The sequence below is a fragment of the Psychrobacter piechaudii genome (assembly GCF_900162825.1).
Classification (GTDB): domain Bacteria; phylum Pseudomonadota; class Gammaproteobacteria; order Pseudomonadales; family Moraxellaceae; genus Psychrobacter; species Psychrobacter piechaudii.
Genome location: NZ_FUGE01000099.1, coordinates 1 through 24,014, shown reverse-complemented (window position 1 = coordinate 24,014; position 24,014 = coordinate 1). Strand labels below are relative to the sequence as shown.

The following is a 24,014-nucleotide window of genomic DNA, read 5'->3' as shown; positions in this document are numbered from 1 at the left end:
GCCTTCTGTTTAAACCTATACATCCTATTGCTCTGTCTTTAAGCGCTAACCTATATTGCTTAAAGACAGACTAAGCCTAATTAAATTAAGGATAATTATGATCACACTGCTCAGCAATAAGCCTCTATTCTCAAGCCTAAAGCCCTCTTTTTCTAAAGCGTCTTCTAAAACAGCCAGCCTCAGCCTGATGTTGGCCGCCAGTGCTTTTATCGTTACCGGCTGTCAAACCACGCAACACATGGGCACGACACCTAATGCTACTAGCAGTGTGGTCACTGGCAGTGCTCAATACCCAGAACTACTACAAAGTTTTAATATCCGCGGTAAAATCGGCATCACTACTCCTAAAACTCAGAATAGTGAAGCCCAAACCGGCAGCGCTTTTTATGTCTGGGCCCAAGAACAAGAACGCTTTGCCATAGACCTGACCGGTGCCTTAGGTATTGGCCATACCGTTATTGAATATGATGGGCGTAGTGCTACTTTAGTAAGTGATCGCACGGGAGAGATTAAAGCCGCCTCTCCTGAAGATTTATTGCTACAAGCTACTGGTTGGCAAGCCCCTATTTCACAGCTGCGCCATTGGATCTCTGGTCGTCCAGCCCCTTCAGATACCAACAGTCAGTTAGATGCTCAGGGCCGCCTACAATCCTCACAAAACGGAGATTGGGTTGCTAGCTTTAGTTATAACAATGCCAGCACCCGTACACCTAATAAAATTTCGGTGACTCGTGCTGATGGTCACAAAGTCATTATGACCATTTCACATGGCTAATTTGACTTTTTTATAAATATTGAGGGGTTGACCCTTCATCCTCTCAATATTTTACTTTGATTTGTGATTAATTGACTGCCTCAGCTCGTTGCTTTTTAAGTATTTTTTAAGTTATTTATCAAGTGACTAGTTAATTCCTTCGGCTGGGACGCTCTGATTTCTTTTCTGTCTTTGATGTGATTATTCTATGACCTCTTTGCCTCAGCTTAGCCTGTTCTCTCCTGCAAAAATCAACCTGTTTTTACACATTACCGGTAAACGTAGCGATGGGTATCACAACTTGCAAACGGTGTTTCGACTGCTTAATTGGGGCGATACCTTACATTTTCAGGTCAGTGACAAACAATTCAACCCTCATCAAGACTTTGCAGACAACGGGTTGCCCATTACTTTAGATACTAAAGTGGCCGTCACCACAAACCTTCGTGATAACTTAATTACTAAGGCGGCCTTGGCTTTAATTGATAGCGTTAAATCCAATACCGCACTCTTTGAGGGATTAGATCGGTTACCAGTCATTGATATTAAGCTCGATAAAGTGCTGCCTGCTGGCGCTGGACTAGGGGGAGGCTCTTCTAATGCCGCCACTACCCTTTTGGCGCTAAACACCCTATGGGGGCTTAATTTAGAGCAGCAAACCTTAATTGACATTGGTCGCAGTATTGGTGCAGATGTGCCCATTTTTATCTTGGGTCAAGATGCTATTGCAGAAGGCATAGGGGAGAAATTGACTCCGCTGTCCCTACCGCCACAGCATTATCTTTTATTAAACCCCAATGCCCACGCTTCTACTCAAGCTCTATTTGCTCACACTGACTTACGCCGAGACATTCCAGCAATGAGCGTGGGCGACATTGAAGAAAATAGCGAAGGCTATCTTAATAGGCTCTACCCCACTTTTAGCAATGTGTTTGAGCCGGTAGTGACCAGCTTGGTACCCGAAGTGAGCGAAGCCCTAAACTATTTAAAAAAATTAGAGGCACTCACCCACAGCTCTGCTAGAATGACTGGCACAGGCAGTAGTGTATTTTTACCCCTACCCGAGGCAATGACCCCACAAATACAAACCTATATGATGGACAACCCTCCCCCTTGTCACGCGCTAATAATTGAGTCTTTATTAGGGCAAAAAAGTAGGGTTTAACCTCATAAACTCAATATTTTTTAAATATCTTAGAAAAACAGTTGCAATCAATAAATTCTTGTGTATAATAACTCGCCCATAAAGGGGTATAGCCAAGTTGGTAAGGCATCAGGTTTTGATCCTGACATCCGTTGGTTCGAGTCCAGCTACCCCTGCCATTTTCTTCTAAACGTTCAACTTTCTTCTTTATTTGTGCAGTCTCTACTGCTCCTCTCTTAAGTCAAATAAATAGGACTTGGACCATGCCATATCTGGCGATTTTTACGGGTAATGCCCACCCTGAACTGGCAAAAACTGTCGCTGATCACCTACACATTCCTCTTGGCCGTGCTGATGTCACGCGCTTCTCTGATGGCGAAATTGCCGTCGAGATTAAAGAGCATGTCCGTGGTAAAGACGTTTTCATTCTGCAACCTACTTGTGCCCCTACTAACGATAACTTGATGGAAATCATGGTTATGGCTGATGCTCTGCGCCGTTCAAGTGCTGGCCGCATCACTGCTGTAATGCCGTACTTTGGTTATGCTCGTCAAGACCGTCGCCCTCGTTCAGCTCGTGTGCCTATCTCAGCCAAGGTTGTGGCCGATATGCTTAATATCGTTAGCATCGACCGCGTAATGACTGTAGATTTACACTCAGATCAAATCCAGGGTTTCTTCGATATTCCAGTAGACAACATCTATGGTACTCCAGTATTACTAAAAGACCTTAGAAAACAAGGTTATGATAACCTTATGGTTGTTTCACCGGATGTAGGTGGTGTGGTTCGTGCTCGCGCCATGGCCAAAGAGCTAGGCGGCAACACGGATCTTGCTATTATCGATAAACGTCGTGCTCGCGCTAACGAATCACAAGTTATGCACATCATTGGTGATGTTAAAGACCGTGATTGCGTGATCGTTGATGATATGGTGGATACTGCGGGTACCTTGTGTAAAGCGGCTCAAGCGCTGAAAGACAATGGCGCACGTCGTGTCTTAGGTTATATCACTCACCCAGTATTATCGGGTAATGCTATTCAGACCATTAGCAATTCAGTATTGGATGAGTTAGTAGTTACTGACAGTATTCCTTTATCTGAGGAAGCAAAAGCTTGTGAAAAAATTCGCCAAGTAACCATTGCTTCCTTACTGGCTGAAAGCTTACGCCGTATCAATAACGAAGAATCTATTAGTGCTATGTTTGAGTCTATCGACTGAACCTTTCTGCCCTAATAAGCTTTATTGATATTAAAAAAACCGCTGTCTTTTAGAGAGCGGTTTTTTTGTACTGGATTTTAGGGCTCAATGTCCGTATAATACGCCCTCTGTATGTAAGCGAAAAGTACTGAGACTGAATTAACAGCCGGTAAAATCTGCTATACAGTATATAGATGTGTGTCTGGCCACGTTGGTCGCAAGCGTAGCTTGAACGCATCAAAACCTAAATAATTTAATCAAGGATACTCTCATGAGTGATATTTTATACACGGTAAATGGCATTGTCCGTACCGATGATCAGCAGGGCAAAGGTGCGAGCCGCCGCCTGCGTAAGCAAAACTTAGTTCCTGCCATCATCTATGGTGGTAACGAAGAGCCTACTACTATCGCTATCAAAAACAATGAGCTTTGGAAACTTCTAGAAAACGAAGCTTTCTTCTCAAACATTTTGACTATCAAGCTTGATGGTGAAGAACAGCTAGCAGTTATTAAAGACCTACAGCGTCACCCATCTAAAGGCTTCCCAATGCATGCTGACTTCCAGCGCATTGTTAAAGGTCAGAAGATCAACATGAACATCCCAGTTCACTTCACAGGTCGTGAAGAAGCGCCAGGTACTAAAGCTGGTGGTATCTTATCTACTCTAGTGACTGATATCGAAATCGTATGTCTACCACAAGATCTTCCAGAGTACCTAGAAGTTGACGTGTCAGCTCTAGAAATCGGTGAATCTCTACACTTAACAGACATCAAACTTCCTGAAGGTGTTATCATCTTTGAACTAGATGTTGATGAGCCAGTTGATCGTACTGTAGTTAACATGCAGGCTCCAACGGTTGAAGAAGTGGACGAAGATACTGAAGAAGAAGTTGACGCCGCTGACGTACCTGCTACTGAGCAAGGTGCTGAAGAAGACAAAGGCGAAGAATAATTCGTCTTCTGCCTATAGATTAGATGACTGCTTTCGGGCAGTTATCTAACTCTTAATATTGGCAGACACAACTTATTTATACAGTGAGAACGCTATGTCCCAACTTAAGCTTATTGTTGGGCTTGGCAACCCAGGTCAGCAGTATGTTGAAACCAGACATAATGCTGGCTTTTGGTTTGTGGCCCTGATTGCTGACCAATTTAATATTGAACTGGCAGCTGACAAAAAGTTTCATGGTTTAACTGGCCGTGGTCGTATCTTTGATACCGATGTGCGCCTACTGTTGCCGATGACTTTTATGAATAAGTCAGGCCAATCTGTGGTCCCAATGGCAAAATATTACGATATTAAGCCAGAAGAACTGCTAATCGCCCATGATGAGTTAGATATTCCTGCGGGAAGTATTAAACTTAAAACAGGAGGCGGTCATGGCGGTCATAATGGACTGCGTGATATTACTCCTCACCTTGGAAATGACTTCCATCGCTTACGTATTGGCATTGGCCATCCAGGACATAAATCCAAAGTAAGTGGCCATGTTTTATCCAAACCCTCCCCTGATGATCAGGTTGCGATTGAAGCCGCTCTGGGGGCAGCCATGGATTCCTTAAAGCTCATGGTTACCGGTGATATCGAAAAAGCACGTAGCCAGATTAATGGCTTTAAGCTGCCCAATAGCTAATTGATTCTGTTAAGTAAATAAGCTGTCGGTAACGATGGCTTTTCTCTCTTACCTACTTTAAAAGTAGCTTATACTTAACACTAGATTATTCGATAGTTTTTTGATACTTTAGGTTTTTTGATAATCTAGGTATAAATTGGCAGAAAACTGCTTATTTTATAGGTATAATCTGCTTTCTAATTCTTTTCTGCACGACCTCTAGTCTATAATTTCAAGGAAATCCCCTATGTTATTGACCTTATTAAAAGGCAAGCTGCACCGTGCCCGTGTCACTCACGCTGACCTGCATTATGAAGGCTCTTGTGGGATAGATGGTGACTTACTAGATTTGGCTGGTATTCGTGAGAACGAGTCGATTGATATCTACAACGTAAGCAATGGTAAGCGCTTTCGTACCTATGCTATTCGTGCTGAAGCAGGCTCTGGCATTATTTCATTAAATGGTGCAGCGGCTTATATGGCAGATCTTGGCGATATCGTTATTATTTGTGCTTATGCCCAGATGGATGAAAAAGAAGCCGATACTCATAAGCCAAAATTAGTTTACTGCAACGAAGACAATACCGTGAAAGACACGGCTAATGTTATTCCTGTGCAAGTTTCTTAACCTATACTTTTCACTATCTTTAATAAAAAATGCTAAGCGATTTATATTGCTTAGCTTTTTTATTTTTCTTAATATTTTTCCATTAATCTATCTTGGAGTTTTTTATGGGCTTAGCGATTATCGCTGTCATCATTGGCCTGGCTATTTTGGTCTGGAGTGCTGATACTTTTATTGATGGAGCCACCAGTCTGGCTGTGCGCTTTAATATGCCTAGCTTCTTAATTGGGGTGATTATTTTAGGCATTGGCACCTCGGCCCCTGAACTAGTCGTTTCTGCTTTGGCTGCTTTAGCAGGTAGTCCTGATATCGCCTTAGGTAATGCCTACGGCTCTAATATCATCAATATTACCTTAGTATTGGGGGTCACTGCCCTCATTAGCCCCATCATCATTCGTAGCGATGTGATTCGTTATGACCTAATGCTGTTAATAGCAACTACCGCTTTAGCTGCCATTCAATTAGCGGATGGCAGTTTATCGTTAATCGATGGCGTTGTGCTGGTTGTGGCGTTAGTGGCTGTACTGATGATACAAATATTTTTGAGCCTACGCGGTAATAAAGACAAGGTAGAGTTACCAGAAGAGTTGGCTGCAAAACAGCAAATTAATGTCTTAAAGTCTTTTGGCACTTTGATATTGGGGTTAAGTTTATTAATCGCTAGCTCACGAGCTATCGTCTGGGGTGCGGTTGAGCTGGCCACTTTATGGGGAATGAGTGAGCTTCTAATTGGGCTTACCATTGTGGCCATTGGTACTTCCTTGCCTGAATTGGTAGCCAGTGTTGCGGCAGCCAGACGTGGTGAACATGACATGGCCTTAGGCAACGTTATTGGCTCCAACTTATTTAACACCTTAGGTGTGGTGGGGCTAGCTGCTATTATTAAACCCATGCAAAACATTGACCCGCTGATTTTATCGCGAGACATGGTGATGGTAGGCTTGGTCACTCTAATTCTGTTTATTTTGGCAATTATTGCCTTTAGACGTCAGGGTGAAATGAAACATGGTAGTGGCGTAGTACTGATTTTAACCTTCATTTTCTATTCAGTATGGCTAGCTAAATCTGCTCTCTAACTTAAGTCATTAACTTAGGTTAATAACTACAGCTTCCCACCAGATTTAGTTATCATCAATAAAAAATGGCCACTCACTGATTGGCCGTTTTTTTATTGGCAGTTATTCTATAAAGCAATTTTTACGGCCTCATCACTACATTAATAATTTCCATAAAAAAAGAGGGGGTTATTAACCCTCTCTTTTTAGCTATCTCTGTTGAGGTTTATTGCCAGTTTTACAGTTGAGCGGCTAGCTCAGCACCATCTCGAATCGCACGTTTTGCATCCAATTCTGCCGCCAATTTAGCCCCACCAATAATGTGGTACTCGGTTTTACCTTTTTTAATGGCCTTACCTTTCTTAATATCGGTTACGGCGGGCATTAAGTCATTCACCGACTCCTGTCCGGCACAAACCACAATACTATCCACACGTAATAGCTGGCTGTGTCCTTGAGGCGTGGTTACCCATAATCCTTCATTGGTTACTTTATCATAAGTCACCCCAGGCATCTGCATCACCCCGTGTGATTTAATATGTGCGCGGTGCACCCAGCCCGTGGTTTTATTTAAGCCTTTACCCAAACGACCATCACGACGTTGTAGTAAATACACTTGACGCATTGGCACAATATTTTCAGGCTTCGTTAAGCCGCCATCAGTTTGATAATCGACGTTATCATCCACACCCCACTCTTGCTTCCAATCGGCTACTGACTGTGGCTCAGGGCGGTAGCTTGGGTCTTTTAGAGTTTCAGGACCTAGTTCGTGTAACGGCTGGCCATGACGCGCGGTTAAGTATTCACTGACATCGAAGCCAATACCGCCGGCACCGATAACCGCCACTGTTTCACCCACAGCTTTTTCACCGGATAGTAGCTCAGCATAGCTGATAACTTTTGGATTATCTGCTCCCTCAAGCGTACCTTCTAAGCTGCGAGGCACAACGCCGGTAGCGACTATCACATGGTCATATTTCGCTTCGTCTAGCATTTCTTTGGTAACTTTGGTATTCAGCTTAATAGTTACCCCTTGATGATTTAGCTCATTTAGGAAGTAGCGCGTGGTTTCAAAGAATTCCTCTTTGCCTGGAATTACTTTGGCATAGTTGAACTGCCCGCCTAAAATATCTTTTGCTTCATAAAGCGTTACCTTATGACCTCTTTTCGCTGCTACAGTCGCCGCTGACATGCCGGCCACACCGCCCCCAATCACAGCTACTTTTTTCGCCTTTTTAGCAGGCTCATAAGTTAGTTCGGTCTCATAACAAGCCCGTGGGTTAACCAAGCAAGTAGAGCGTTTATTTTCAAAAGTGTGATCCAAGCAAGCCTGGTTACAAGCAATACAAGTGTTAATAAGATCCGTCTCACCGTTTTTAGCTTTGTTTACCCAGTCTGGATCAGCTAAGAAAGGACGCGCCATTTGAATAAGATCCGCTTGCCCTGATGACAAGATACTTTCTGCGGTTTCAGGCATATTGATGCGGTTGGCGGCCATTACTGGAATAGACACGTGTTTTTTCACTTCAGCCGTGTAATCCACAAATGCCGCACGAGGCACACTGGTCACAATAGTCGGTACCCGCGCTTCGTGCCAGCCAATACCGGTATTAATAATAGACACCCCGGCTTCCTCTAGGGCTTTTGCAACAGTAATGACTTCATCCATGACATTACCGTCTTTTACCAAATCAATCATAGAAAGACGGAAAATAATAATAAAATCTTCACCCACAGCTTCGCGTACGGCTTTAACCACCTCTAGTGGGAATTTCATGCGATTATTAATATCGCCACCATACTCATCTTTACGCTGGTTGACATGACGGGATAAGAACTGGTTTAACAAGTAGCCTTCTGAGCCCATAATCTCAACACCATCGTATCCTGCCTGCTTAGCCAAAGAGGCCGAGCGGGCATAATCCTCAACTGTGCTTTTGATATTTTTAATGCTCATCTGGCGCGGTTTAAAAGGAGAGATGGGCGATTTAAAAGGACTGGCAGAAACCACAAAAGGATGATACCCATAACGACCACTGTGTAAGATTTGCATGATAATCTTACTGTCATGTCGATGCACAGCACGGGTTAAACGCTGATGGTTAATCACATCAGCTCGGGTATTCATCGTTCCCCCTGCAGGCAATAACCAGCCTTCACGGTTAGGAGAGATACCACCAGTAATCATCATGCCTACGCCACCTTTGGCGCGTTCAGCAAAATAGGCTGCCAACTTGCCATAATTATAGAAGCGATCTTCTAGGCCGGTGTGCATTGAGCCCATAACAATACGGTTTTTTAGTTTGGTATGACCCAAATCCAAAGGCTGAAAGATATGCGGATAAGGAACATTTGTAGTGGCAATATTATTAGAGTCAGAGCTTTCCCCTGCAGTATTGCCGTTTGAGTTATTTAAAGCGTTAGAGGTAGCAGCAGTTGCCATAAAAAAATATCCTTATTAAATTCAGAGTGACACTAAACCCAGTGGGTAGGAGTGTTTAACCGAAATATGTAGCTAAGAAGAGTAGACCAACCTTAACAGTCACTAGATGAGTATTTGGTTAAATGAATCCGATAATATCATTTAACTACCCTGAGTTAGTATCGTTTTATTGATTTAAAATTAATAGTTATGTGTTGACTAGATAAATTCAGTTCACATATACTCACTGACTAAACTTATCCTATTACCTTCGTATCATAAGCTGATTAAGCCAGGTCATGCAAAGGGTATGCAATGACCGTATAGGCACTCTAACCAAGATACGACTGCTCAAAACTCTGATAAAGGACTATCTGTAATGACCGACTATAGTACGGGTCTAGCTAAGACCGAAGCCAATTACCAACCTTTAACTCCAATACAGTTTATCGCACGCACAGCGACGGTATATCCCAACAAAACCTCTATTATTTATGATGACTTGGTGCAGTCACCGATCACCTATACTTGGGCACAAACTTATAACCGCTGTCGCAATCTTGCGCATGGATTAAAAAAGCTAGGTATTAATAAAGATGACACTGTGGCCATTATGGCCCCCAATACTCCAGCCATGGTTGAAGCCGCCTTTGGGGTGCCAATGTCACAAGCTGTCCTTTGTACTTTAAATACTCGACTTGATATTGGCGCGCTCACTTTTTGTCTGCAGCATTCTGAAGCCAAAGTGCTGATCTTAGACAGTGAGTTTGCTGAGCATGTCGATCTTATCGAAGAAACTTTTCCTCATTTAATCCTTATTCATGCCACTGATAGAGCCTTTGCCGAAACCAAACCTTTTGGCAAAATGAGTTACGAGCAGCTAATAGAATTTGGGGGGTTCGATAGCGAGCAAGCCAAAGCAGACTTTGACCGGAGCATATACCCTTCAGATGAGTGGGATGCCATTGCGTTAAACTATACCTCTGGTACCACTGGTAAACCTAAAGGGGTTGTCTATCACCATCGAGGTGCTACGCTTAATGCCCTATCCAACATTTTGGATTGGGACATGCCAAAATTTAATACCTATCTGTGGACCCTACCCCTCTTCCATTGCAATGGCTGGTGCTTCCCCTGGACAGTAGCTGAACGAGCCGGTATTAACGTATGTTTACGTCAGATTGATGCCAACTTAATTCTCAAGCTGATTGCCAAATATAACATCACCCATTACTGTGCTGCGCCTGTTGTGCACAATATGATTGCTGCTGGCGACGAAGCTCTAAAGCAAGCCATTACCCATACTGTTAATGGCTTTGTGGCCGGCGCTCCGCCATCAGAAGCCATGCTAGAGAAGATGGAAGCCATGAGCTTCAACATCACTCACGTTTACGGCTTGACCGAAGTCTATGGCCCGGTCACTATCTGTGCAGAACATGACGAATGGCAACAGTTGTCGGTGGCAGAGCGCGCTTCTAAGAAATCTCGCCAAGGCACTACCTCACATCTAATGACGGGGTTTGAAGTGCTAAAACAAGGTACCAATGAGCCAGTAGCTGCCGATGGGACTGAAATGGGAGAGCTGGCGTTAAAAGGTAACATGGTGATGAAGGGCTATCTAAAAAACCCGAAAGCGACCGAAGAGGCCTTTGCAGGCGGTTGGTTCCGTACTGGAGACTTGGGAGTCAAAGATGCCGACGGCTATATTAAGATTATGGACCGCTTAAAAGACATCATCATTTCAGGTGGAGAAAATATTTCCAGTATTGAAATTGAGAATATTCTTTATGGTCTTCCACAAGTGAATAGTTGTGGTGTGGTCGCTGCTTCCAATGAGAAGTGGGGCGAAGTACCGGTGGCCTTTATTGAAATTGCCGAAGGCGCGACTTTAACCCGAGATCAGGTTATCGAGCATTGCCGTCAGAATTTAGCCAAATTTAAAGTGCCAAAACACGTTATCTTCTGTGAGATCCCAAAAACCAGTACCGGTAAAATCCAGAAGTTTGAGCTACGCAATGCCGCCCAATCTATGGCCAATGAAGAGCCGAAGGTTAAGCATTAAGCGCTACAAATTGCTGTAATCAACAAAAATGCCCATTGATATCTCAATGGGCATTTTTTATTATTTTACTAAAAGCTTTTATAATAAAGCTTAGTTGGCTTGATTAAGCGGGCTGTACTTTATCCAGTACCGTTTTAAAACGCTCTACCGCACCATCTATGTCCGTTAGCTTATCAAGACCAAATAGACCTAGACGGAAAGTCTGGAAGCCCTCCGGCTCACCTACTTGTAACGGAACACCAGAAGCAATCTGCATGCCTTGTTCAGCAAAAGCACGACCTTTGTGCATCTCTTCATTCTCGGTGTAGCACACCACAACCCCTGGTGCCTGATACCCTTCAGCCGCCACGCTTTGGATGCCGCGATCTTCTAATAGGTCACGAATGCGATTGCCTAATTCCCACTGCGCTTGCTTTAATTCTTCAAAACCAATCTCTTTGGCTTCTAACATCACATCGCGGAACATACGCAAGCTATCAGTTGGCATAGTGGCATGATAGGCATGGCCGCCATTTTCATAAGCACGCATGATGGTTAACCACTGCTTCAAGTCTAAACTGAAGCTATTTGATTCTGTCGCCTCTACCTGAGCCACAGCTTTTTCGCTTAGCATAACTAGGCCTGCACAGGGGGTGCTGCTCCACCCTTTTTGTGGTGCTGAAACAAGAACGTCAATACCTAGCTGCTTCATATCTAACCAAATACAGCCTGAAGCAATACAGTCAATAACCAGTAGGCCGCCCACGCTATGCACAGCGTCTGCCAACTGCTTAATGTAGTCATCAGGCAATATCATGCCAGAAGCCGTCTCAACATGCGGAGCAAATACCAAGTCTGGCTTTTGCTCTTTAATCGCTGCCACAGCCTCTTCAATGGCTACTGGAGCGAAAGGATTTGGAGTGCCCTCTTCTGACTCACCTTCCACCTGATTGGCTTTTAATGCGCCTACTGATTGGGCAATTTTTCCTTTTTCTAAAATTTGAGTCCAGCGATAACTAAACCAACCGTTACGCACAACTAAACAGTTCTTATCCGTGGCTAATTGACGGGCAATGGCTTCCATAGCATAAGTACCAGAGCCTGGTACAATGGCCACTGCGTCTGCTGCGTAAACTTGCTTTAAGTTGCTGGATAAGTCATTCATTACCTGTAGATATACTTTTGACATGTGGTTTAAAGCACGGTCAGTATAGACCACTGAATATTCTAATAAACCATCTGGATCAACATCAGAACGTAATGCAGGCATAGCTACTCCTTTTTTTTATTTAAATTATATGTTGCTAGTTATCTAGTTATACCACAAATAAAATCTTGCGTTTTTAGTATAGCTGTAACTGGCTAATGAGTACACCTTAACTGATGACTAAACCGCAGGGATAAAAAATACCAACTTACTTTTGTAAGTTGGTATCAGCTAATATAAGTTACTGTTAAATAAGTTCGACTTTTAAGTTAAGGCATCGACAGCGTTCTATTACTCATTACTTAGTCTAGTCGTCAATTTTTGCTTGAATATAGTTTTCTAGACCCATAGCTTCAACTAGGTCTTGCTGAGTATCTAGCCAGTCTGAGTACTCTTCGTTACCATCCTTTAAATCTAATAATAGCTTACGTGACACATAATCTTGCTTTTGTTCACATAGCGCAATTGACTCGGTAATAGTGGCAAACTTTTGATCTTCTAAGCGCACATTGCACTCAATCATCTCCGCCACATCTTCACCGATGAACAACTTACCATACTCTTGCAAGTTCGGCAGACCCTCTAGTAACAAAATACGCTCAATCAGGGCGTCTGACCATTTCATTTCAGCAATAGACTGTTTATAGAAAGCTTCATTTAGCTCTTCAATTCCCCAGTTTTTGGCAATACGGGCATGCAAAAAATACTGGTTAATGGCTATTAACGATTGCCCAAGCACCTTATTCAAAGCGCGAAGAACTTCTTTATCTCCCTGCATAACTTTCTCCTACATTTGCATTAGCACTTATTAGGTGCTGAAATTATGAAATAATTCTAGCTAATAGGGCTTATTCTGAAATCTCACCCATTTGGCTTTGTAAGTAGTTTTGCAGACCCACCATATCAATTAAACCAAGTTGCTGCTCTAGCCAGTGTGCATGATCTTCTTCAGTATCCTCTAACTGAGCCACCAAGATATCACGGGTCACATAGTCATGCTCTTGCTCACAAAGAGCAATGCCCTCTTTTAAATGCTGCTGAACTTTATATTCAAGTTCTAAGTCAAGCTTAAGCATCTCAGGAACCGTGCTGCCCACAGTAATGGCATCAACTGTCATGTCCGGCTTACCACCGAGCATTAATATACGACGGATAATGGCCTGAGCGTGCTGGGTCTCATCTTCCATTTCATGGTGAATACGATCATACAGCTTGCCGTAGTGCCACTCACCATACATTTCTGAATGAATGAAATACTGATCGCGGGCTCCTAACTCACCCCCAAGCAAAAAGTTTAAATAATCAATGACTTTCTGACTGCCTTTCATAGTAGCTACCTTTTAGTTATCTATTTTATTTACTTATCTACTAGTCCACATTCATAGTAACAAACTTAGAGCTTTCACACAGTATTTTTTAGAACTGCAAATAGAAGGAAAAATAAGAAATTTTAAGCTATAAAAAAGTGAACCCGAGTATCTCGTAGCTCACTTTGTTTTTTCTATTTTATTCTTCTTGCTGATTTTTTTGCCCAATATTAACCGGTCTCAAGCTCTATCTCAGCACCAATCAGATTTATACAGCATAGGCCAATTGATCTGCCAACTCGCTATCCACACTCATTGCTTGATGCTCTTCTAGAAAATCGTTCACCATAGGTTCGCAACAGCCGCAACAAGTCGCGACGTCTAATGCTGCTTTTAAGCCATCCATAGAGTCGACGCCTGAAGCCAGGGCAGCTTTTATTTGACGGTCTTTAACATTATTACATATGCAAACGATCATCTTGATATCCTCATCTATTGGCAGCTATCGGCCTGCCACAGCAAGTAAGGTGAATAAGTTATTCTATATGATAACGATAACAATTCTTATTTACAATAATTTTTAGCGCAATCTTTGCTGATTTACAAAACACTCTTACCTAGTAAAGCTTGGTTTATAAAACCTTAGGCCTCTACTTTCAGACAAATTAAATATAAAAAAGACCAAGCTAAGCTCGGTCTTTTTTATATATGGAATATTGGATAAATAAGAGAGGTCAGAGGAACAAGCGAAAATTATTTGCCTGCTTTTAAGTCTGTACGTACTTTTTTCACTAAGTAGTCTACTACCTTTGGCACTTTCTCAGACTCACCTTGTACCACATATCTACCATGCACAACCACAGCCGGCACACCCGTTAACTGATAACGTTTGGCGCCTGCTTTTGAACGAGCCACTTTGGTGCTAACTGCGAATGAGTTGTATAGGCTGTTGAATTTCTTTTGATCCAAGCCTTGGTTAGCGTACCATTTAGATAGAGAGTTTTGGTCAAATAGGCGTTGGTTGTCTTTGTGAATAGCATCAAACAATTTATTGTGAGTTTTAGCTTGATAGCCCATCAACTGCGCCGCATAGAAGCCACGCGCATTAACTTCCCACATTGGGTTCAGGGCAGCTGGCGACTCTAAAAATAGCACATCGCTAGGTTTGGTCTTAGCCCATTTTTGCATATGCGGATTTAGGGCATAGCAATGCGGACAACCATACCAGAAGAACTCGCGAACAATAATTTTGTCGCCATTAATGCTTTCAGGATTATCCAATACTACATAATCTTTACCTGCCACATAATCTGCTGCGGAAGCTGGCATCGAGGCTAGGCCTACAGCGGCAACTAAAGAGGCTAAAGCAAAACCTCGCTGAGAATAAAACTTCATCGTAATTCCTTAAGAATATGTATATAGATAGGTTTGGGATCAATGTTAAATTTGAAGTTCGCCACTTGGATACTTGGAAGTTGAGAGTCAATCTATCAGTATCAAATAACAGTTAACCTAAAAATGATAATCAAGGCCAACGAGTCGTCGCTACTTATTCAGGTAGCGTTATGATAACGCATTTATCAGTGCTGTGTGAACCGTAAGCATTGCTAAAACCTTAATAGATGGTTAAATAAGCGTTATTACGCTATCGCACCTAGGCTAATAAGTAGCGTTAAATCTTGTAAAACACTGTAAATTATCGTCTGCAAACCCCGCCATTGAAGATGCCCTATTTTATTAAGCGTGGTAAGATAGACTGTAATGATTCAAAATAATAAAGTTAACCCACTTAGCAATAAACTCGGTTAATAATTAGATAACTTTAAGGTTTAGGATAACTCATGACCCAGTTCAATACGCCAACCGATTCAACTCCTTCTGAAACTCCCACTACAAACGTTGAGACACAAAGTGGCACGCCAAACGCTACTCAGCAACAAAATAGCGATCTGGGTAATAACGTGGACATGAGTGAGGTGGGTAAATTCACTCAGCTTGCTAATCAGTGGTGGGACAAACAAGGCCCGTTTGCCACTTTACATGAGATTAACCCGCTTCGCCTAAACTGGATTGAAGAAAACGTTATTCGTTATATGGGTACGGGGTTAACGGGAAAAACCGTACTAGATGTGGGATGTGGCGGCGGTATTTTAACAGAATCTATGGCCCGCAGAGGTGCTGATGCTACCGGTGTCGACTTAGGCATCGAGAACTTGCAAGCGGCGACCGTCCATGCTGAGCAAACAGGGCTAACCGACCGTTTACGCTACAAACATATCGCTATTGAACAGTTGGCTGCTGAGCAGCCTGAAAGCTATGATGTGGTCACTTGCATGGAGATGCTCGAACACGTTCCTGATCCAAGCCAGATTGTACAAGCCTGCTTTGACCTATTAAAACCGGGCGGCGTTTGTGTTCTATCTACCATCAACCGTAACCCTAAGTCTTACTTGTTTGCCATTATCGGCGCTGAGTATGTGCTGGGCTTATTAGACCGTGGCACCCATGATTACGCCAAATTCATTACCCCAGCTGAGCTGGATAAAATGGCCATCAATGCCGGTTTCAACCGTCAAGACTTAATCGGCTTACATTACAACCCCATTACTAAGCGTTATTGGTTGGCACAAAATGTGGATGTGAACTATATGATGGCGGTGGTCAAGCCAGCTGAATAACCAAGCTGGCTTAATAACTAAATCTATTGACCCGTTGAATAGCTAAGTGCAGTAAGCTTCGAGGCTTCTGCCTGTTGAGTCTTTTAAATTAAATTACTTAAATCCTCCTTTAAAAAAGAAAAAACTATGTCAGTAAATTACGTCAAAGCCGTCTTGTTTGATTTAGACGGCACTTTAATCGATACCGCGGCAGACTTTATCCGCATTATTGGCCAAATGTCTGAAGCCAATGGCTGGCAGGTCCCCTCTAACGATGCCGTTCGTGAGCAAGTTTCAGCGGGAGCGAGTGCCATGGTCAGTCTGATGCTGAAGCACAATAACCAACCGCTTACAGAAGAGCAGGTACAGCACTACCGTCAGCAGTTTTTGGACCAATATGAAGCGGATATCTGTGTCGACAGCCGAGTGTTCCCAGAGCTGGAGTCTTTGTTAGACTTTTACGACAAAAATGATATTCCTTGGGGCATTGTCACCAATAAACCTCGCTACTTATCTACCAAGCTTTTAGAGTGCCTAAATCTAGCTGAGCGCTGCTCGGTCTTGGTTTGCCCTGACGATGTGAATAACACCAAACCTGATCCTGAACCGATGTACTTAGCTTTAGAAAAACTTGAGCTGCCTCGCGGTATTGCCAATAGCGTAATCTACGTTGGTGACCATATCCGTGATGTTCAAGCTGGTGCAGCAGCTGGCATGACCAACGTACTGGCCAGCTATGGCTATATTCCCCCAGAAGATCAAGATGATTTGGAAGCTTGGGGCGCCGACTATATTGCTGAGACCCCAAAGGCATTGGTAAAACTGTTACGCTCCAAAGAGTTTGATTATCTGTAGTTTTACTCTTTCAAGTTCAGTACTTTTAAGACTTTTCGACCAAATGCTCTGTAAATAGTAAATTTTTTTAAATAAAATTCTCTTTAAAATAAACTCTCTTTAAAATAAAAAAATAGTGACCTTATGACCCAAACTCCTTTAACACACGAACAAATTCGTACCTTTAAGCCTGAACCAAAATGCTTACAAGGTAAGACCATCTTAGTTACCGGTGCCGGGGATGGTATTGGCCGAGTCGCTGCCCTTACCTATGCAAAGTATGGTGCTACTGTTTTATTACTAGGCAAGACTCTAAGCAAGTTAGAAGCCGTTTACGACGAAATCGAAGCGGCGGGTGGCAAACAACCTGCGATTATGCCGATGAATCTTGAGACTGCTAGCTATAGCGATATGCAGCAGTTGGCAAACCTTATCCAAACAGAAATTGGTGAGCTGCATGGCGTGCTGCATAATGCGGGAATCTTAGGGGCGCTAACCCCGCTAGAGATGTATGACATCGTGACCTTTGAGCAAGTGATGCGCATCAACACTACCGCAACCTTTATGCTGACTCAGGTAATCATGCCGTTGGTCAAAGAAGTGGATAATGGCTCTTTTGTGTTTACCAGCAGTTCCGTCGGTACTCATCCCCGTGCTTTTTGGGGAGCCTATGCCTTATCGAAGCAGGCGGTTGAGGGTATGAGTGATATCTTTACCCAAGAGACTCAAAATACCACCAGTTTACGCTTTAACTGTATCAATCCAGGCGGTACCCGTACTAACATGCGTGCTCATGCTTATCCTGGCGAGAACCCAATGAGCCTGAAGACTCCCGAAGATATTATGCCAGCGTATGTGTGTTTAATGAGTGATGCCAGCATTGGGGTAAGAGGTCAGGTTATTGCTCTGCAACCTAAATAATCTACGTGGCTAGTGACCCCTATTCCTAATACCCATATTGCTAGTAACCCACATCACTGGTAGCTTAAGTCCTTCTAAATATTGATAATGACTTAAGTATTCTTAGAGCAGAAGCCCCTCAAAGCTTCTGCTTTTTTGTGCCTTTAAGCTTATTGTAAGCGCCAAATTCCACCTTGAAAAATAGGCCAATAGCCCCATAATATAAGGATAAGCCCTGATTTTATTTGGGCAAATCTGAATAAAAAAAGGAGTCGATTATGGCCGGAGGATGGGCGCGTGATGGCGCTGAGCATGAACAAATGGATGCCACCGTCAATGATGCTCTTGAACGAGCAAGAAGAGCCTTGCCTAAAGGTGAAAGCTTAGAGTTCTGTGAGGAATGTGGCGAGCGTATCCCAGAAGCTCGGCGTCAAGCCTTGCCTGGAGTAGAGTACTGTGTCAAATGTCAGTCTGAGCTAGAAGCCCATACTAAGACTCAAGAGTTGTATAATCGCCGTGGCAGTAAAGACAGTCAATTGCGTTAATTTACTGGCTAAGCACAGTGAAAAGGCTACTAATACCACTGGTCCGCACTGACTCATAAACTATAGAAAGTCTACCAAATATCAAAAACTAAAAAGGCACTCTATATTAAATAGAGTGCCTTTTTTTAGGGATAAGAAAAGCTGTTATTTAAGCATCTTCTTCATCGGGAACAAACACATAACCCACGCCCCACACCGTCTGAATATAACGAGCCTGCGAAGGATTGTCTTCTATCAAACGACGTAAGCGGGACACTTGAACGTCAATAGAACGCTCCATTGCGCCCCACTCACGGCCACGCGCTAAGTTCATTAATTTATCGCGCGTTAACGGCTCACGAGGGTGCTGAACCAAAGCTTTCAATACTGAGAATTCACCCGTAGTTAAGGTCACCACGTTACCGTCTCGCTTTAAGGTACGTGTTGATAAATCTAGAGTCCAAGGACCAAACTCTACCACCTCTACCTGCTGCGAAGGGGCGCCAGGTAGCTCGCGGCTGTGGCGACGTAAAACCGCTTTGATACGAGCCAGCAACTCTTTTGGGTTAAATGGCTTGGGTAGATAATCATCCGCGCCTGCCTCTAAGCCAGCAATACGATCGCTGTCTGAGCCTTTGGCGGTTAACATAATGATAGGAATATCACTGTTGTCTTCACGCAAGCGTTTACAGATGCTGATACCATCTTCTCCTGGTAGCATTAAATCTAGCACCACCAGCGAGAATAACTCACGTTGCATCAGCTTATCCATCTGACTGCCATCATGAGCGGTACGTACCACAAAGCCGTCGTCTTCTAGAAAGCGTTGTAATAAAGAGCGCAAACGCGCATCATCATCTACTACCAATATACGGTGGGTTAAACTGTCGGTATTGTTGATTTTATTGTCTGACATAATATTTTCCTGCTGTTTATTTATTATAGTAACCCAGAGGGTAAAGGGAAAAATACCTTTTGCATTTTTAATATCTAAAATAAATTGTGTCTTATGTTATATATGGTTATGAAGCCAGCATTAATCAATGATTAACTTAATAATATAGGCTACTCATCAAAGATAATGCTAAGGGACTATTGCCTCGACCTGTTAGCCATCCTAAAATCCCCTATTATCAATTGTATTAGGCCTGACCACATTAAGCCTGACAATCGATATCATTCAGTGTATAAGATTATGAAACAAATTACACACCTATTACATAGTAGTGCTGTATGGGTTTGTTAATTAATCAAGACTTATTGACAGAAATAAACATAAATAAGCAAAAGCGTTTTTATTATGTCAGCTTTTGCTATAATGCCAACCACATTTATTAACTTCGATACGGATATGAACCAAACCGATACCCCAACTACCAACACCCCTACCAGCCAAGGCAGTACTAATTTGCCCGCTGATGTCATTGCCAACATCCATACCAAGCTTGCAAAAGAGCTGGGCATTAAGCCTGCGCAAGTCAATGCGTTTGTTAAGCTTTACGACGAAGGTGCCACGGTGCCGTTTATCGCCCGTTATCGTAAAGAGAAAACGCAAGGTCTGGATGACAGCCAATTACGTGCTTTGGAAAAAGGCCTGAATTATGAGCGCGACATGGCGTCACGTCGTGCCAAGATTCTTGAGCTACTACAAAGCCAAGGCAACTTAACTGAAGCGTTGCAAGCTCGCATCGAGCAAGCCACCTCAAAGCTCGAGTTAGAAGACATCTATTTGCCTTATCGTCCTCGTCGCCGCTCTTTGGCTGCCAAAGCCCGTGCTGCAGGCTTAGGTGAGGTTGCTGAGAAGCTGTTAACCACCGAGATAACCCCTACTGAAGCCTTAGAGGGCTATCAGTTGCCTGAGACCATTACCGATGATACGGGTAATGAGATTGAGGTTGACTTCTCAGATGCCGAAAAACAGCTGGCCGGTGTTGAAGCCATCATTATCGATGATTGGACTCAAGAATTAGAGCTGCTAGATGCTTTACGCACAGGTTTCGCTAAAACAGCCACTATTAATTCAAGCTTAGCCTCTGAAGAAAAGCGTGAGGTTGGTGAGAAGTTTGCGGACTACTTTGAACACAGTGAAAGCTTAGCACGCCTACCAAACCACCGCCTACTTGCCATGCTTCGTGGCCGTCAAGAAAACGTACTGGTGCTTAAGGTCGATGGTGAAGATGCTCCTTTTGTTGAAAAAATTATCAGCAACTTTGAATTAGATGCCAGGCAACCAGAAGCCCGTCGTGAGTTCTTAGTGGCCGCTGCCAATAGCTTGTGGAAAGACAAATGGCGTCCGCATTTAGAGCATCGCCTATTAACAGAGAAACGTTTGGCTGCTGAAGCCGATGCTATTGATGTCTTTGCTAGCAACCTTCAGCATCTATTAATGGCAGCCCCTGCTGGTCGTAAAGTTATCTTAGGGGTCGATCCTGGTATTCGTCATGGCGTAAAAATGGCGGTTATTGATGCTCAAGGTCAGGTTATTCGTAATGCTGACGATACTCCTGCCACAGCCACAGTTTATCCTTTTGCTCCAGACAACAAGATGGATGAAGCAAAGGCCACTATCTCTGATTTATTAAAAGCACATAAAGTCGAGTTGGTAGCAATCGGTAATGGTACCGCCAGTCGCGAAACCGACGCTATGATCAAAGAAGTTATCGATGCCGATGAGGCTATTACTGCTAAAGCCGTTGTGGTAAATGAGTCTGGCGCTTCTGTTTATTCAGCCAGCGAGCTTGCCAGTGATGAATTGGCAGACTTAGACGTGTCAATCCGCGGCGCAGTATCTATTGCTCGTCGCCTACAAGACCCTCTATCAGAGCTGGTAAAAGTTGAGCCGAAAGCCATTGGCGTCGGTCAATATCAACATGATGTGAACCAGTCTCAACTGTCTGATAGCTTAGATAAAGTTACTCAAGACTGTGTGAACGCGGTAGGTGTTGATGTGAACACTGCCAGTCCCGCTATTTTGGCTCACATTGCCGGTTTAAACCGCAACGTGGCTCAACAAATCGTTAACTACCGCAAAGAGCACGGTGCTTTCACCAATCGTGAGCAGCTAAAAGACGTGCCAAGATTGGGAGTGAAGACCTTTGAGCAGGCCGCAGGTTTCTTACGCATCCGTGATGGTGAAGAGCCCTTAGATGCTACTGGTGTGCATCCAGAAAGCTATGACTTAGTAAAACAAATTCTAGAAAAATCTGGTAAAGACATTACTGAAGTCTTAGGCAATGACAGTGTAATTAACACTTTAGCCACTGACGGCATTGAAGCAGCTAATGATGAAAACATTAGTCTTGCTGCTATTAAGCAAGAGCTTGCCAAACCGGCCCACGACCCTCGCCCTGAGTTTAAAACGGCTCAGTTTAGAGAGGACGTCAATAGCGTCAATGATCTAGAAGAAGGCATGCAACTAGAAGGCGTGGTCACTAATGTCACCGGCTTCGGCTGCTTTGTAAACGTAGGCGTTCACCAAGATGGCTTGGTGCACATTTCTGAGATGGCCAACGACTTCGTTGAAGACCCAATGAACTTGGTTAAACCAGGCGACATCGTCACTGTTCGTGTGATTTCAGTGGATGCCAAACGCAATCGTATTGGCTTTAGCATGAAATCAGAACAAGCAGCTCCAGCCAAACGTACGACTACTGCGGCAAAGCCAGCTACTGACAAGACTGAAACTAAGGCTACGCGTGCGCCGCGCAGAAGCAATAAAGCCAAACCTGCTACCAAAGGCGGCCGTAACAATCCACGTAGTGATAAAGCTAAAGCTAAGCCAGCTGCGAAGCAGAAGTCAGAAGAGAACAAGATTGGCTCATTAGGGGCCTTATTAAAACAAGCCGGCCTTAAGTAACCGCTAAGCTAATTTGATCGTTGTAAAAAAGGACAGTCCTCAGGGGCTGTCCTTTTTTATATTCATTGATTTTTTAGAGTTGATTAAAACGGTAATTAAAGCTGTCTTAACCCCTACAAAACTAGGCTGATAACTCTACAAACTCAATGCCGGCATGATCTTGTAATCGCTCAATTAAAGCTTCGCCCATCGCAGCAGCTGGCGTCCAAAAACCCCCTTCAACTTCTTGCTTACTGATGTCTTGCAGTAGACATAAAGCACTTTGAGCTAGCATCTGACAGGTGCTGCCATAACCAGGGTCTTTGTCGCCCGTCACCTTAGTTAATACTTCCTGATTGTTGTTAGTATGACCAAAGAAGCGAATATCAAAGTAGCCATTTTCTTGTTCTGACTTAGAAGGGCCATCCCCAGATTTGGGTAGCACATGCTCATTTAGCAGGTCACGGCTGGGCTTAAACATCATGCTAGCCGCAAAGCCTGCAATACCTGCCGTCATTCCATAACTCATAAGGCGACCTTTTAAACCTGCTGGTAACCACATGGCTTCATCATATTTAAAGTCACGACCATATTGATAATCGCGTAATTGGTTCGAGCGATGAACAATGCGGGTATTAATAGACGCCATAATAAAGGGCGCTACCCAGCGCTCGTTTTCCGCATCCCACTGAGGAAGGTTAACATTTTCTTGACGCACATTAGGGCGATTGTCATCATCATTTAACAGATAAGGATTGGCTAACTGTTTACGTAGCGACTTATCTTTGCCAAGCTCCTCAAAGATGGTAGCCATCGAAGACACCGTCCCGCCTGACAAGCCTCCTTTGGCCGCTTTCACCCGCATATTGATGGTTTCACAATATTCGCCATGCTCTTTTTGGGCACAGTTTTGGGTGAACAGTACGCCTAGATCCGAAGGCAAGGAGTCAAAACCACAAGAGTTGACGATACGAGCCCCAGAATCTTTAGCAGTCTGTTGATACTTATCAAGCATGTTTTTGATGAATAAAGCCTCACCCGTTAAGTCCACATAATCTGTGCCATTTTCAGCACACGCTTTGATTAAAGGCTCCCCATATTTTAAATAGGGGCCTACCGTGGAGATAATAACTTTGGCTTGGGCTGCCATTTTATTTAAACTATCGGCGTCATCACTGTCTGCAATAATAATCGGTAGCTCTGTATTACCTACCTGCTCCTTAACTTGCTGTAGCTTTTGTTGATTTCTACCGGCGATTGCCCAACTTACTTCATTGTCCGCACTGCCCTCTGTTAAGAACTTTTGTAAATAGGCCGCAACCAACTGGCCCACAAAACTTGTGGCTCCATAAAGCACAATCCCATATTTCTGCTGTGAGTTTTTTATATTTTCATTTGTCATACAGTTCAATCCCTTAAAGTATTTATTATTTAAGTCTCTATTTATTTAAAAACAACCATTGATTTAGCCATCGACTGTTGACCTCCTCCCCTCGCTAAAACGAGGGGATTCCTACAGCTAGACGGTCAAGCCCGACCGCAAGGATGTTCTTAGCAGCATTGATATCTCTATCATGCCATGTGCCACACTCAGCACAAGTCCATCCTCTTATTCGCAAACCTGCTATACCTTTCGGACTACTGTCACTTATTTTATGGCAGTACGAGCAGGTCTGGGTAGTGTAACTCTCATTTACGATCTCAAGCTGACAACCTGCATACTTGCATTTATATTCCAGTTGTCGTTTAAGTTCAAACCATCCTGCATCGTATGTCGATTTAGCTAGCTTGGTTTTTTTAGTTGTAAATGAGCGAGATTTTATATCACCTACCACAATTAAGCTGTTATCTTTAACAAGCTTGGTGGTGAATTTATGAATTAAGTCTAATCTTGTGT

Annotated in this window: 22 protein-coding genes and 1 tRNA gene; 14 read left to right on the top strand and 9 right to left on the bottom strand. The window is 43.4% G+C overall.

What is annotated here, in order from left to right; all coding sequences use genetic code 11:
• The first annotated feature begins 97 nt into the window (after positions 1-97).
• The 8 genes from lolB (at position 98) to A1019T_RS04565 (ending at position 6,411) form a co-directional block, all read left to right on the top strand.
• Positions 98-775, top strand: coding sequence for a lipoprotein insertase outer membrane protein LolB (gene lolB / locus A1019T_RS04600; protein WP_077450621.1), 678 nt, complete (start codon positions 98-100; stop codon positions 773-775).
• A gap of 187 nt (positions 776-962) precedes the next feature.
• Positions 963-1,919: a 4-(cytidine 5'-diphospho)-2-C-methyl-D-erythritol kinase gene (ispE, locus tag A1019T_RS04595; protein ID WP_077450620.1), complete on the top strand. Its 957-nt coding sequence runs from the start codon at positions 963-965 to the stop codon at positions 1,917-1,919.
• Between the two features lie 82 nt (positions 1,920-2,001).
• Positions 2,002-2,077: transfer RNA gene (locus A1019T_RS04590), tRNA-Gln, on the top strand.
• 84 nt (positions 2,078-2,161) lie between these two features.
• Positions 2,162-3,118, top strand: coding sequence for a ribose-phosphate pyrophosphokinase (locus A1019T_RS04585; RefSeq protein WP_077450619.1), 957 nt, complete (start codon positions 2,162-2,164; stop codon positions 3,116-3,118).
• A 250-nt stretch (positions 3,119-3,368) separates the two neighbouring features.
• A complete protein-coding gene (locus A1019T_RS04580; RefSeq protein WP_077450618.1) occupies positions 3,369-4,049 on the top strand; it encodes a 50S ribosomal protein L25/general stress protein Ctc in 681 nt (226 codons plus the stop codon).
• 94 nt (positions 4,050-4,143) lie between these two features.
• Complete coding sequence (gene pth / locus A1019T_RS04575) at positions 4,144-4,731, top strand: aminoacyl-tRNA hydrolase (protein WP_077450617.1); 588 nt, start codon at positions 4,144-4,146, stop codon at positions 4,729-4,731.
• Between the two features lie 226 nt (positions 4,732-4,957).
• Complete coding sequence (gene panD / locus A1019T_RS04570) at positions 4,958-5,338, top strand: aspartate 1-decarboxylase (RefSeq protein ID WP_028858625.1); 381 nt, start codon at positions 4,958-4,960, stop codon at positions 5,336-5,338.
• Between the two features lie 104 nt (positions 5,339-5,442).
• Complete coding sequence (locus tag A1019T_RS04565; protein WP_077450616.1) at positions 5,443-6,411, top strand: calcium/sodium antiporter; 969 nt, start codon at positions 5,443-5,445, stop codon at positions 6,409-6,411.
• Between the two features lie 217 nt (positions 6,412-6,628).
• Here A1019T_RS04565 and A1019T_RS04560 read toward each other — a convergent pair whose 3' ends face one another.
• Positions 6,629-8,833, bottom strand: coding sequence for an NADPH-dependent 2,4-dienoyl-CoA reductase (locus A1019T_RS04560; protein WP_077450615.1), 2,205 nt, complete (start codon positions 8,831-8,833; stop codon positions 6,629-6,631).
• Positions 8,834-9,191: 358 nt separating this feature from the next.
• Between A1019T_RS04560 and A1019T_RS04555 the strand changes: the two genes are divergently transcribed.
• On the top strand, positions 9,192-10,874 hold the full coding sequence (locus A1019T_RS04555; protein ID WP_077450614.1) for an AMP-binding protein: 1,683 nt from the start codon (positions 9,192-9,194) through the stop codon (positions 10,872-10,874).
• Between the two features lie 103 nt (positions 10,875-10,977).
• On the opposite strand, the gene A1019T_RS04550 is transcribed toward A1019T_RS04555, so the two are convergent.
• From A1019T_RS04550 to A1019T_RS04530, 5 genes are all read right to left on the bottom strand, one after another.
• Complete coding sequence (locus A1019T_RS04550) at positions 10,978-12,123, bottom strand: aminotransferase class V-fold PLP-dependent enzyme (protein ID WP_077450613.1); 1,146 nt, start codon at positions 12,121-12,123, stop codon at positions 10,978-10,980.
• Positions 12,124-12,367: 244 nt separating this feature from the next.
• Positions 12,368-12,838 (bottom strand): bacterioferritin, encoded by a 471-nt coding sequence (bfr, locus tag A1019T_RS04545; RefSeq protein ID WP_077450612.1) that lies wholly within the window; start codon positions 12,836-12,838, stop codon positions 12,368-12,370.
• Between the two features lie 70 nt (positions 12,839-12,908).
• A complete protein-coding gene (gene bfr / locus A1019T_RS04540) occupies positions 12,909-13,388 on the bottom strand; it encodes a bacterioferritin (protein ID WP_077450611.1) in 480 nt (159 codons plus the stop codon).
• A 247-nt stretch (positions 13,389-13,635) separates the two neighbouring features.
• Positions 13,636-13,845, bottom strand: coding sequence for a (2Fe-2S)-binding protein (locus A1019T_RS04535; RefSeq protein WP_077450610.1), 210 nt, complete (start codon positions 13,843-13,845; stop codon positions 13,636-13,638).
• A 275-nt stretch (positions 13,846-14,120) separates the two neighbouring features.
• The gene (locus tag A1019T_RS04530; protein WP_077450609.1) at positions 14,121-14,762 is read right to left on the bottom strand and encodes a thiol:disulfide interchange protein DsbA/DsbL; all 642 of its coding nucleotides are present in this window, start codon (positions 14,760-14,762) and stop codon (positions 14,121-14,123) included.
• Between the two features lie 572 nt (positions 14,763-15,334).
• On the opposite strand from A1019T_RS04530, the gene ubiG reads away from it, so the two are divergent.
• The 4 genes from ubiG (at position 15,335) to A1019T_RS04510 (ending at position 18,303) form a co-directional block, all read left to right on the top strand.
• Positions 15,335-16,045, top strand: a complete 711-nt coding sequence (gene ubiG / locus A1019T_RS04525; protein ID WP_244156538.1) for a bifunctional 2-polyprenyl-6-hydroxyphenol methylase/3-demethylubiquinol 3-O-methyltransferase UbiG — start codon at positions 15,335-15,337, stop codon at positions 16,043-16,045.
• A gap of 126 nt (positions 16,046-16,171) precedes the next feature.
• Positions 16,172-16,879, top strand: a complete 708-nt coding sequence (locus A1019T_RS04520; protein ID WP_077450608.1) for an HAD family hydrolase — start codon at positions 16,172-16,174, stop codon at positions 16,877-16,879.
• Between the two features lie 123 nt (positions 16,880-17,002).
• Positions 17,003-17,779 (top strand): YciK family oxidoreductase, encoded by a 777-nt coding sequence (locus tag A1019T_RS04515; RefSeq protein ID WP_077450607.1) that lies wholly within the window; start codon positions 17,003-17,005, stop codon positions 17,777-17,779.
• Between the two features lie 257 nt (positions 17,780-18,036).
• Complete coding sequence (locus tag A1019T_RS04510) at positions 18,037-18,303, top strand: DksA/TraR family C4-type zinc finger protein (protein WP_077450606.1); 267 nt, start codon at positions 18,037-18,039, stop codon at positions 18,301-18,303.
• A gap of 148 nt (positions 18,304-18,451) precedes the next feature.
• On the opposite strand, the gene ompR is transcribed toward A1019T_RS04510, so the two are convergent.
• The gene (gene ompR, locus A1019T_RS04505) at positions 18,452-19,198 is read right to left on the bottom strand and encodes an osmolarity response regulator transcription factor OmpR (RefSeq protein ID WP_007395826.1); all 747 of its coding nucleotides are present in this window, start codon (positions 19,196-19,198) and stop codon (positions 18,452-18,454) included.
• Between the two features lie 435 nt (positions 19,199-19,633).
• Between ompR and A1019T_RS04500 the strand changes: the two genes are divergently transcribed.
• Complete coding sequence (locus A1019T_RS04500) at positions 19,634-22,138, top strand: Tex family protein (protein WP_077450634.1); 2,505 nt, start codon at positions 19,634-19,636, stop codon at positions 22,136-22,138.
• Positions 22,139-22,259: 121 nt separating this feature from the next.
• Here the strand turns inward: A1019T_RS04500 and A1019T_RS04495 are convergent, their stop codons facing one another.
• Together A1019T_RS04495 and A1019T_RS04490 are read right to left on the bottom strand one after the other, a co-directional pair.
• On the bottom strand, positions 22,260-23,519 hold the full coding sequence (locus tag A1019T_RS04495; RefSeq protein WP_077450605.1) for a saccharopine dehydrogenase family protein: 1,260 nt from the start codon (positions 23,517-23,519) through the stop codon (positions 22,260-22,262).
• 94 nt (positions 23,520-23,613) lie between these two features.
• Positions 23,614-24,014 (bottom strand): RNA-guided endonuclease InsQ/TnpB family protein (locus A1019T_RS04490; protein WP_143514079.1); only part of this gene is annotated, 401 nt, incomplete at its 5' end.

What these genes read in the sequence shown, in the direction of transcription:
- A1019T_RS04565 (WP_077450616.1), top strand. Translation starts at nt 5,443, where the DNA reads ATGGGCTTAGCGATTATCGCTGTCATCATTGGCCTGGCTATTTTGGTC.
- pth (WP_077450617.1), top strand. Translation starts at nt 4,144, where the DNA reads ATGTCCCAACTTAAGCTTATTGTTGGGCTTGGCAACCCAGGTCAGCAG.
- ubiG (WP_244156538.1), top strand. Translation starts at nt 15,335, where the DNA reads ATGAGTGAGGTGGGTAAATTCACTCAGCTTGCTAATCAGTGGTGGGAC.
- A1019T_RS04555 (WP_077450614.1), top strand. Translation starts at nt 9,192, where the DNA reads ATGACCGACTATAGTACGGGTCTAGCTAAGACCGAAGCCAATTACCAA.
- A1019T_RS04500 (WP_077450634.1), top strand. Translation starts at nt 19,634, where the DNA reads ATGAACCAAACCGATACCCCAACTACCAACACCCCTACCAGCCAAGGC.
- panD (WP_028858625.1), top strand. Translation starts at nt 4,958, where the DNA reads ATGTTATTGACCTTATTAAAAGGCAAGCTGCACCGTGCCCGTGTCACT.
- bfr (WP_077450612.1), bottom strand. Translation starts at nt 12,838, where the DNA reads ATGCAGGGAGATAAAGAAGTTCTTCGCGCTTTGAATAAGGTGCTTGGG.
- ispE (WP_077450620.1), top strand. Translation starts at nt 963, where the DNA reads ATGACCTCTTTGCCTCAGCTTAGCCTGTTCTCTCCTGCAAAAATCAAC.
- ompR (WP_007395826.1), bottom strand. Translation starts at nt 19,198, where the DNA reads ATGTCAGACAATAAAATCAACAATACCGACAGTTTAACCCACCGTATA.
- A1019T_RS04515 (WP_077450607.1), top strand. Translation starts at nt 17,003, where the DNA reads ATGACCCAAACTCCTTTAACACACGAACAAATTCGTACCTTTAAGCCT.
- bfr (WP_077450611.1), bottom strand. Translation starts at nt 13,388, where the DNA reads ATGAAAGGCAGTCAGAAAGTCATTGATTATTTAAACTTTTTGCTTGGG.
- A1019T_RS04530 (WP_077450609.1), bottom strand. Translation starts at nt 14,762, where the DNA reads ATGAAGTTTTATTCTCAGCGAGGTTTTGCTTTAGCCTCTTTAGTTGCC.
- A1019T_RS04535 (WP_077450610.1), bottom strand. Translation starts at nt 13,845, where the DNA reads ATGATCGTTTGCATATGTAATAATGTTAAAGACCGTCAAATAAAAGCT.
- A1019T_RS04495 (WP_077450605.1), bottom strand. Translation starts at nt 23,519, where the DNA reads ATGACAAATGAAAATATAAAAAACTCACAGCAGAAATATGGGATTGTG.
- A1019T_RS04580 (WP_077450618.1), top strand. Translation starts at nt 3,369, where the DNA reads ATGAGTGATATTTTATACACGGTAAATGGCATTGTCCGTACCGATGAT.
- A1019T_RS04510 (WP_077450606.1), top strand. Translation starts at nt 18,037, where the DNA reads ATGGCCGGAGGATGGGCGCGTGATGGCGCTGAGCATGAACAAATGGAT.
- A1019T_RS04585 (WP_077450619.1), top strand. Translation starts at nt 2,162, where the DNA reads ATGCCATATCTGGCGATTTTTACGGGTAATGCCCACCCTGAACTGGCA.
- A1019T_RS04520 (WP_077450608.1), top strand. Translation starts at nt 16,172, where the DNA reads ATGTCAGTAAATTACGTCAAAGCCGTCTTGTTTGATTTAGACGGCACT.
- A1019T_RS04550 (WP_077450613.1), bottom strand. Translation starts at nt 12,123, where the DNA reads ATGCCTGCATTACGTTCTGATGTTGATCCAGATGGTTTATTAGAATAT.
- A1019T_RS04560 (WP_077450615.1), bottom strand. Translation starts at nt 8,833, where the DNA reads ATGGCAACTGCTGCTACCTCTAACGCTTTAAATAACTCAAACGGCAAT.
- lolB (WP_077450621.1), top strand. Translation starts at nt 98, where the DNA reads ATGATCACACTGCTCAGCAATAAGCCTCTATTCTCAAGCCTAAAGCCC.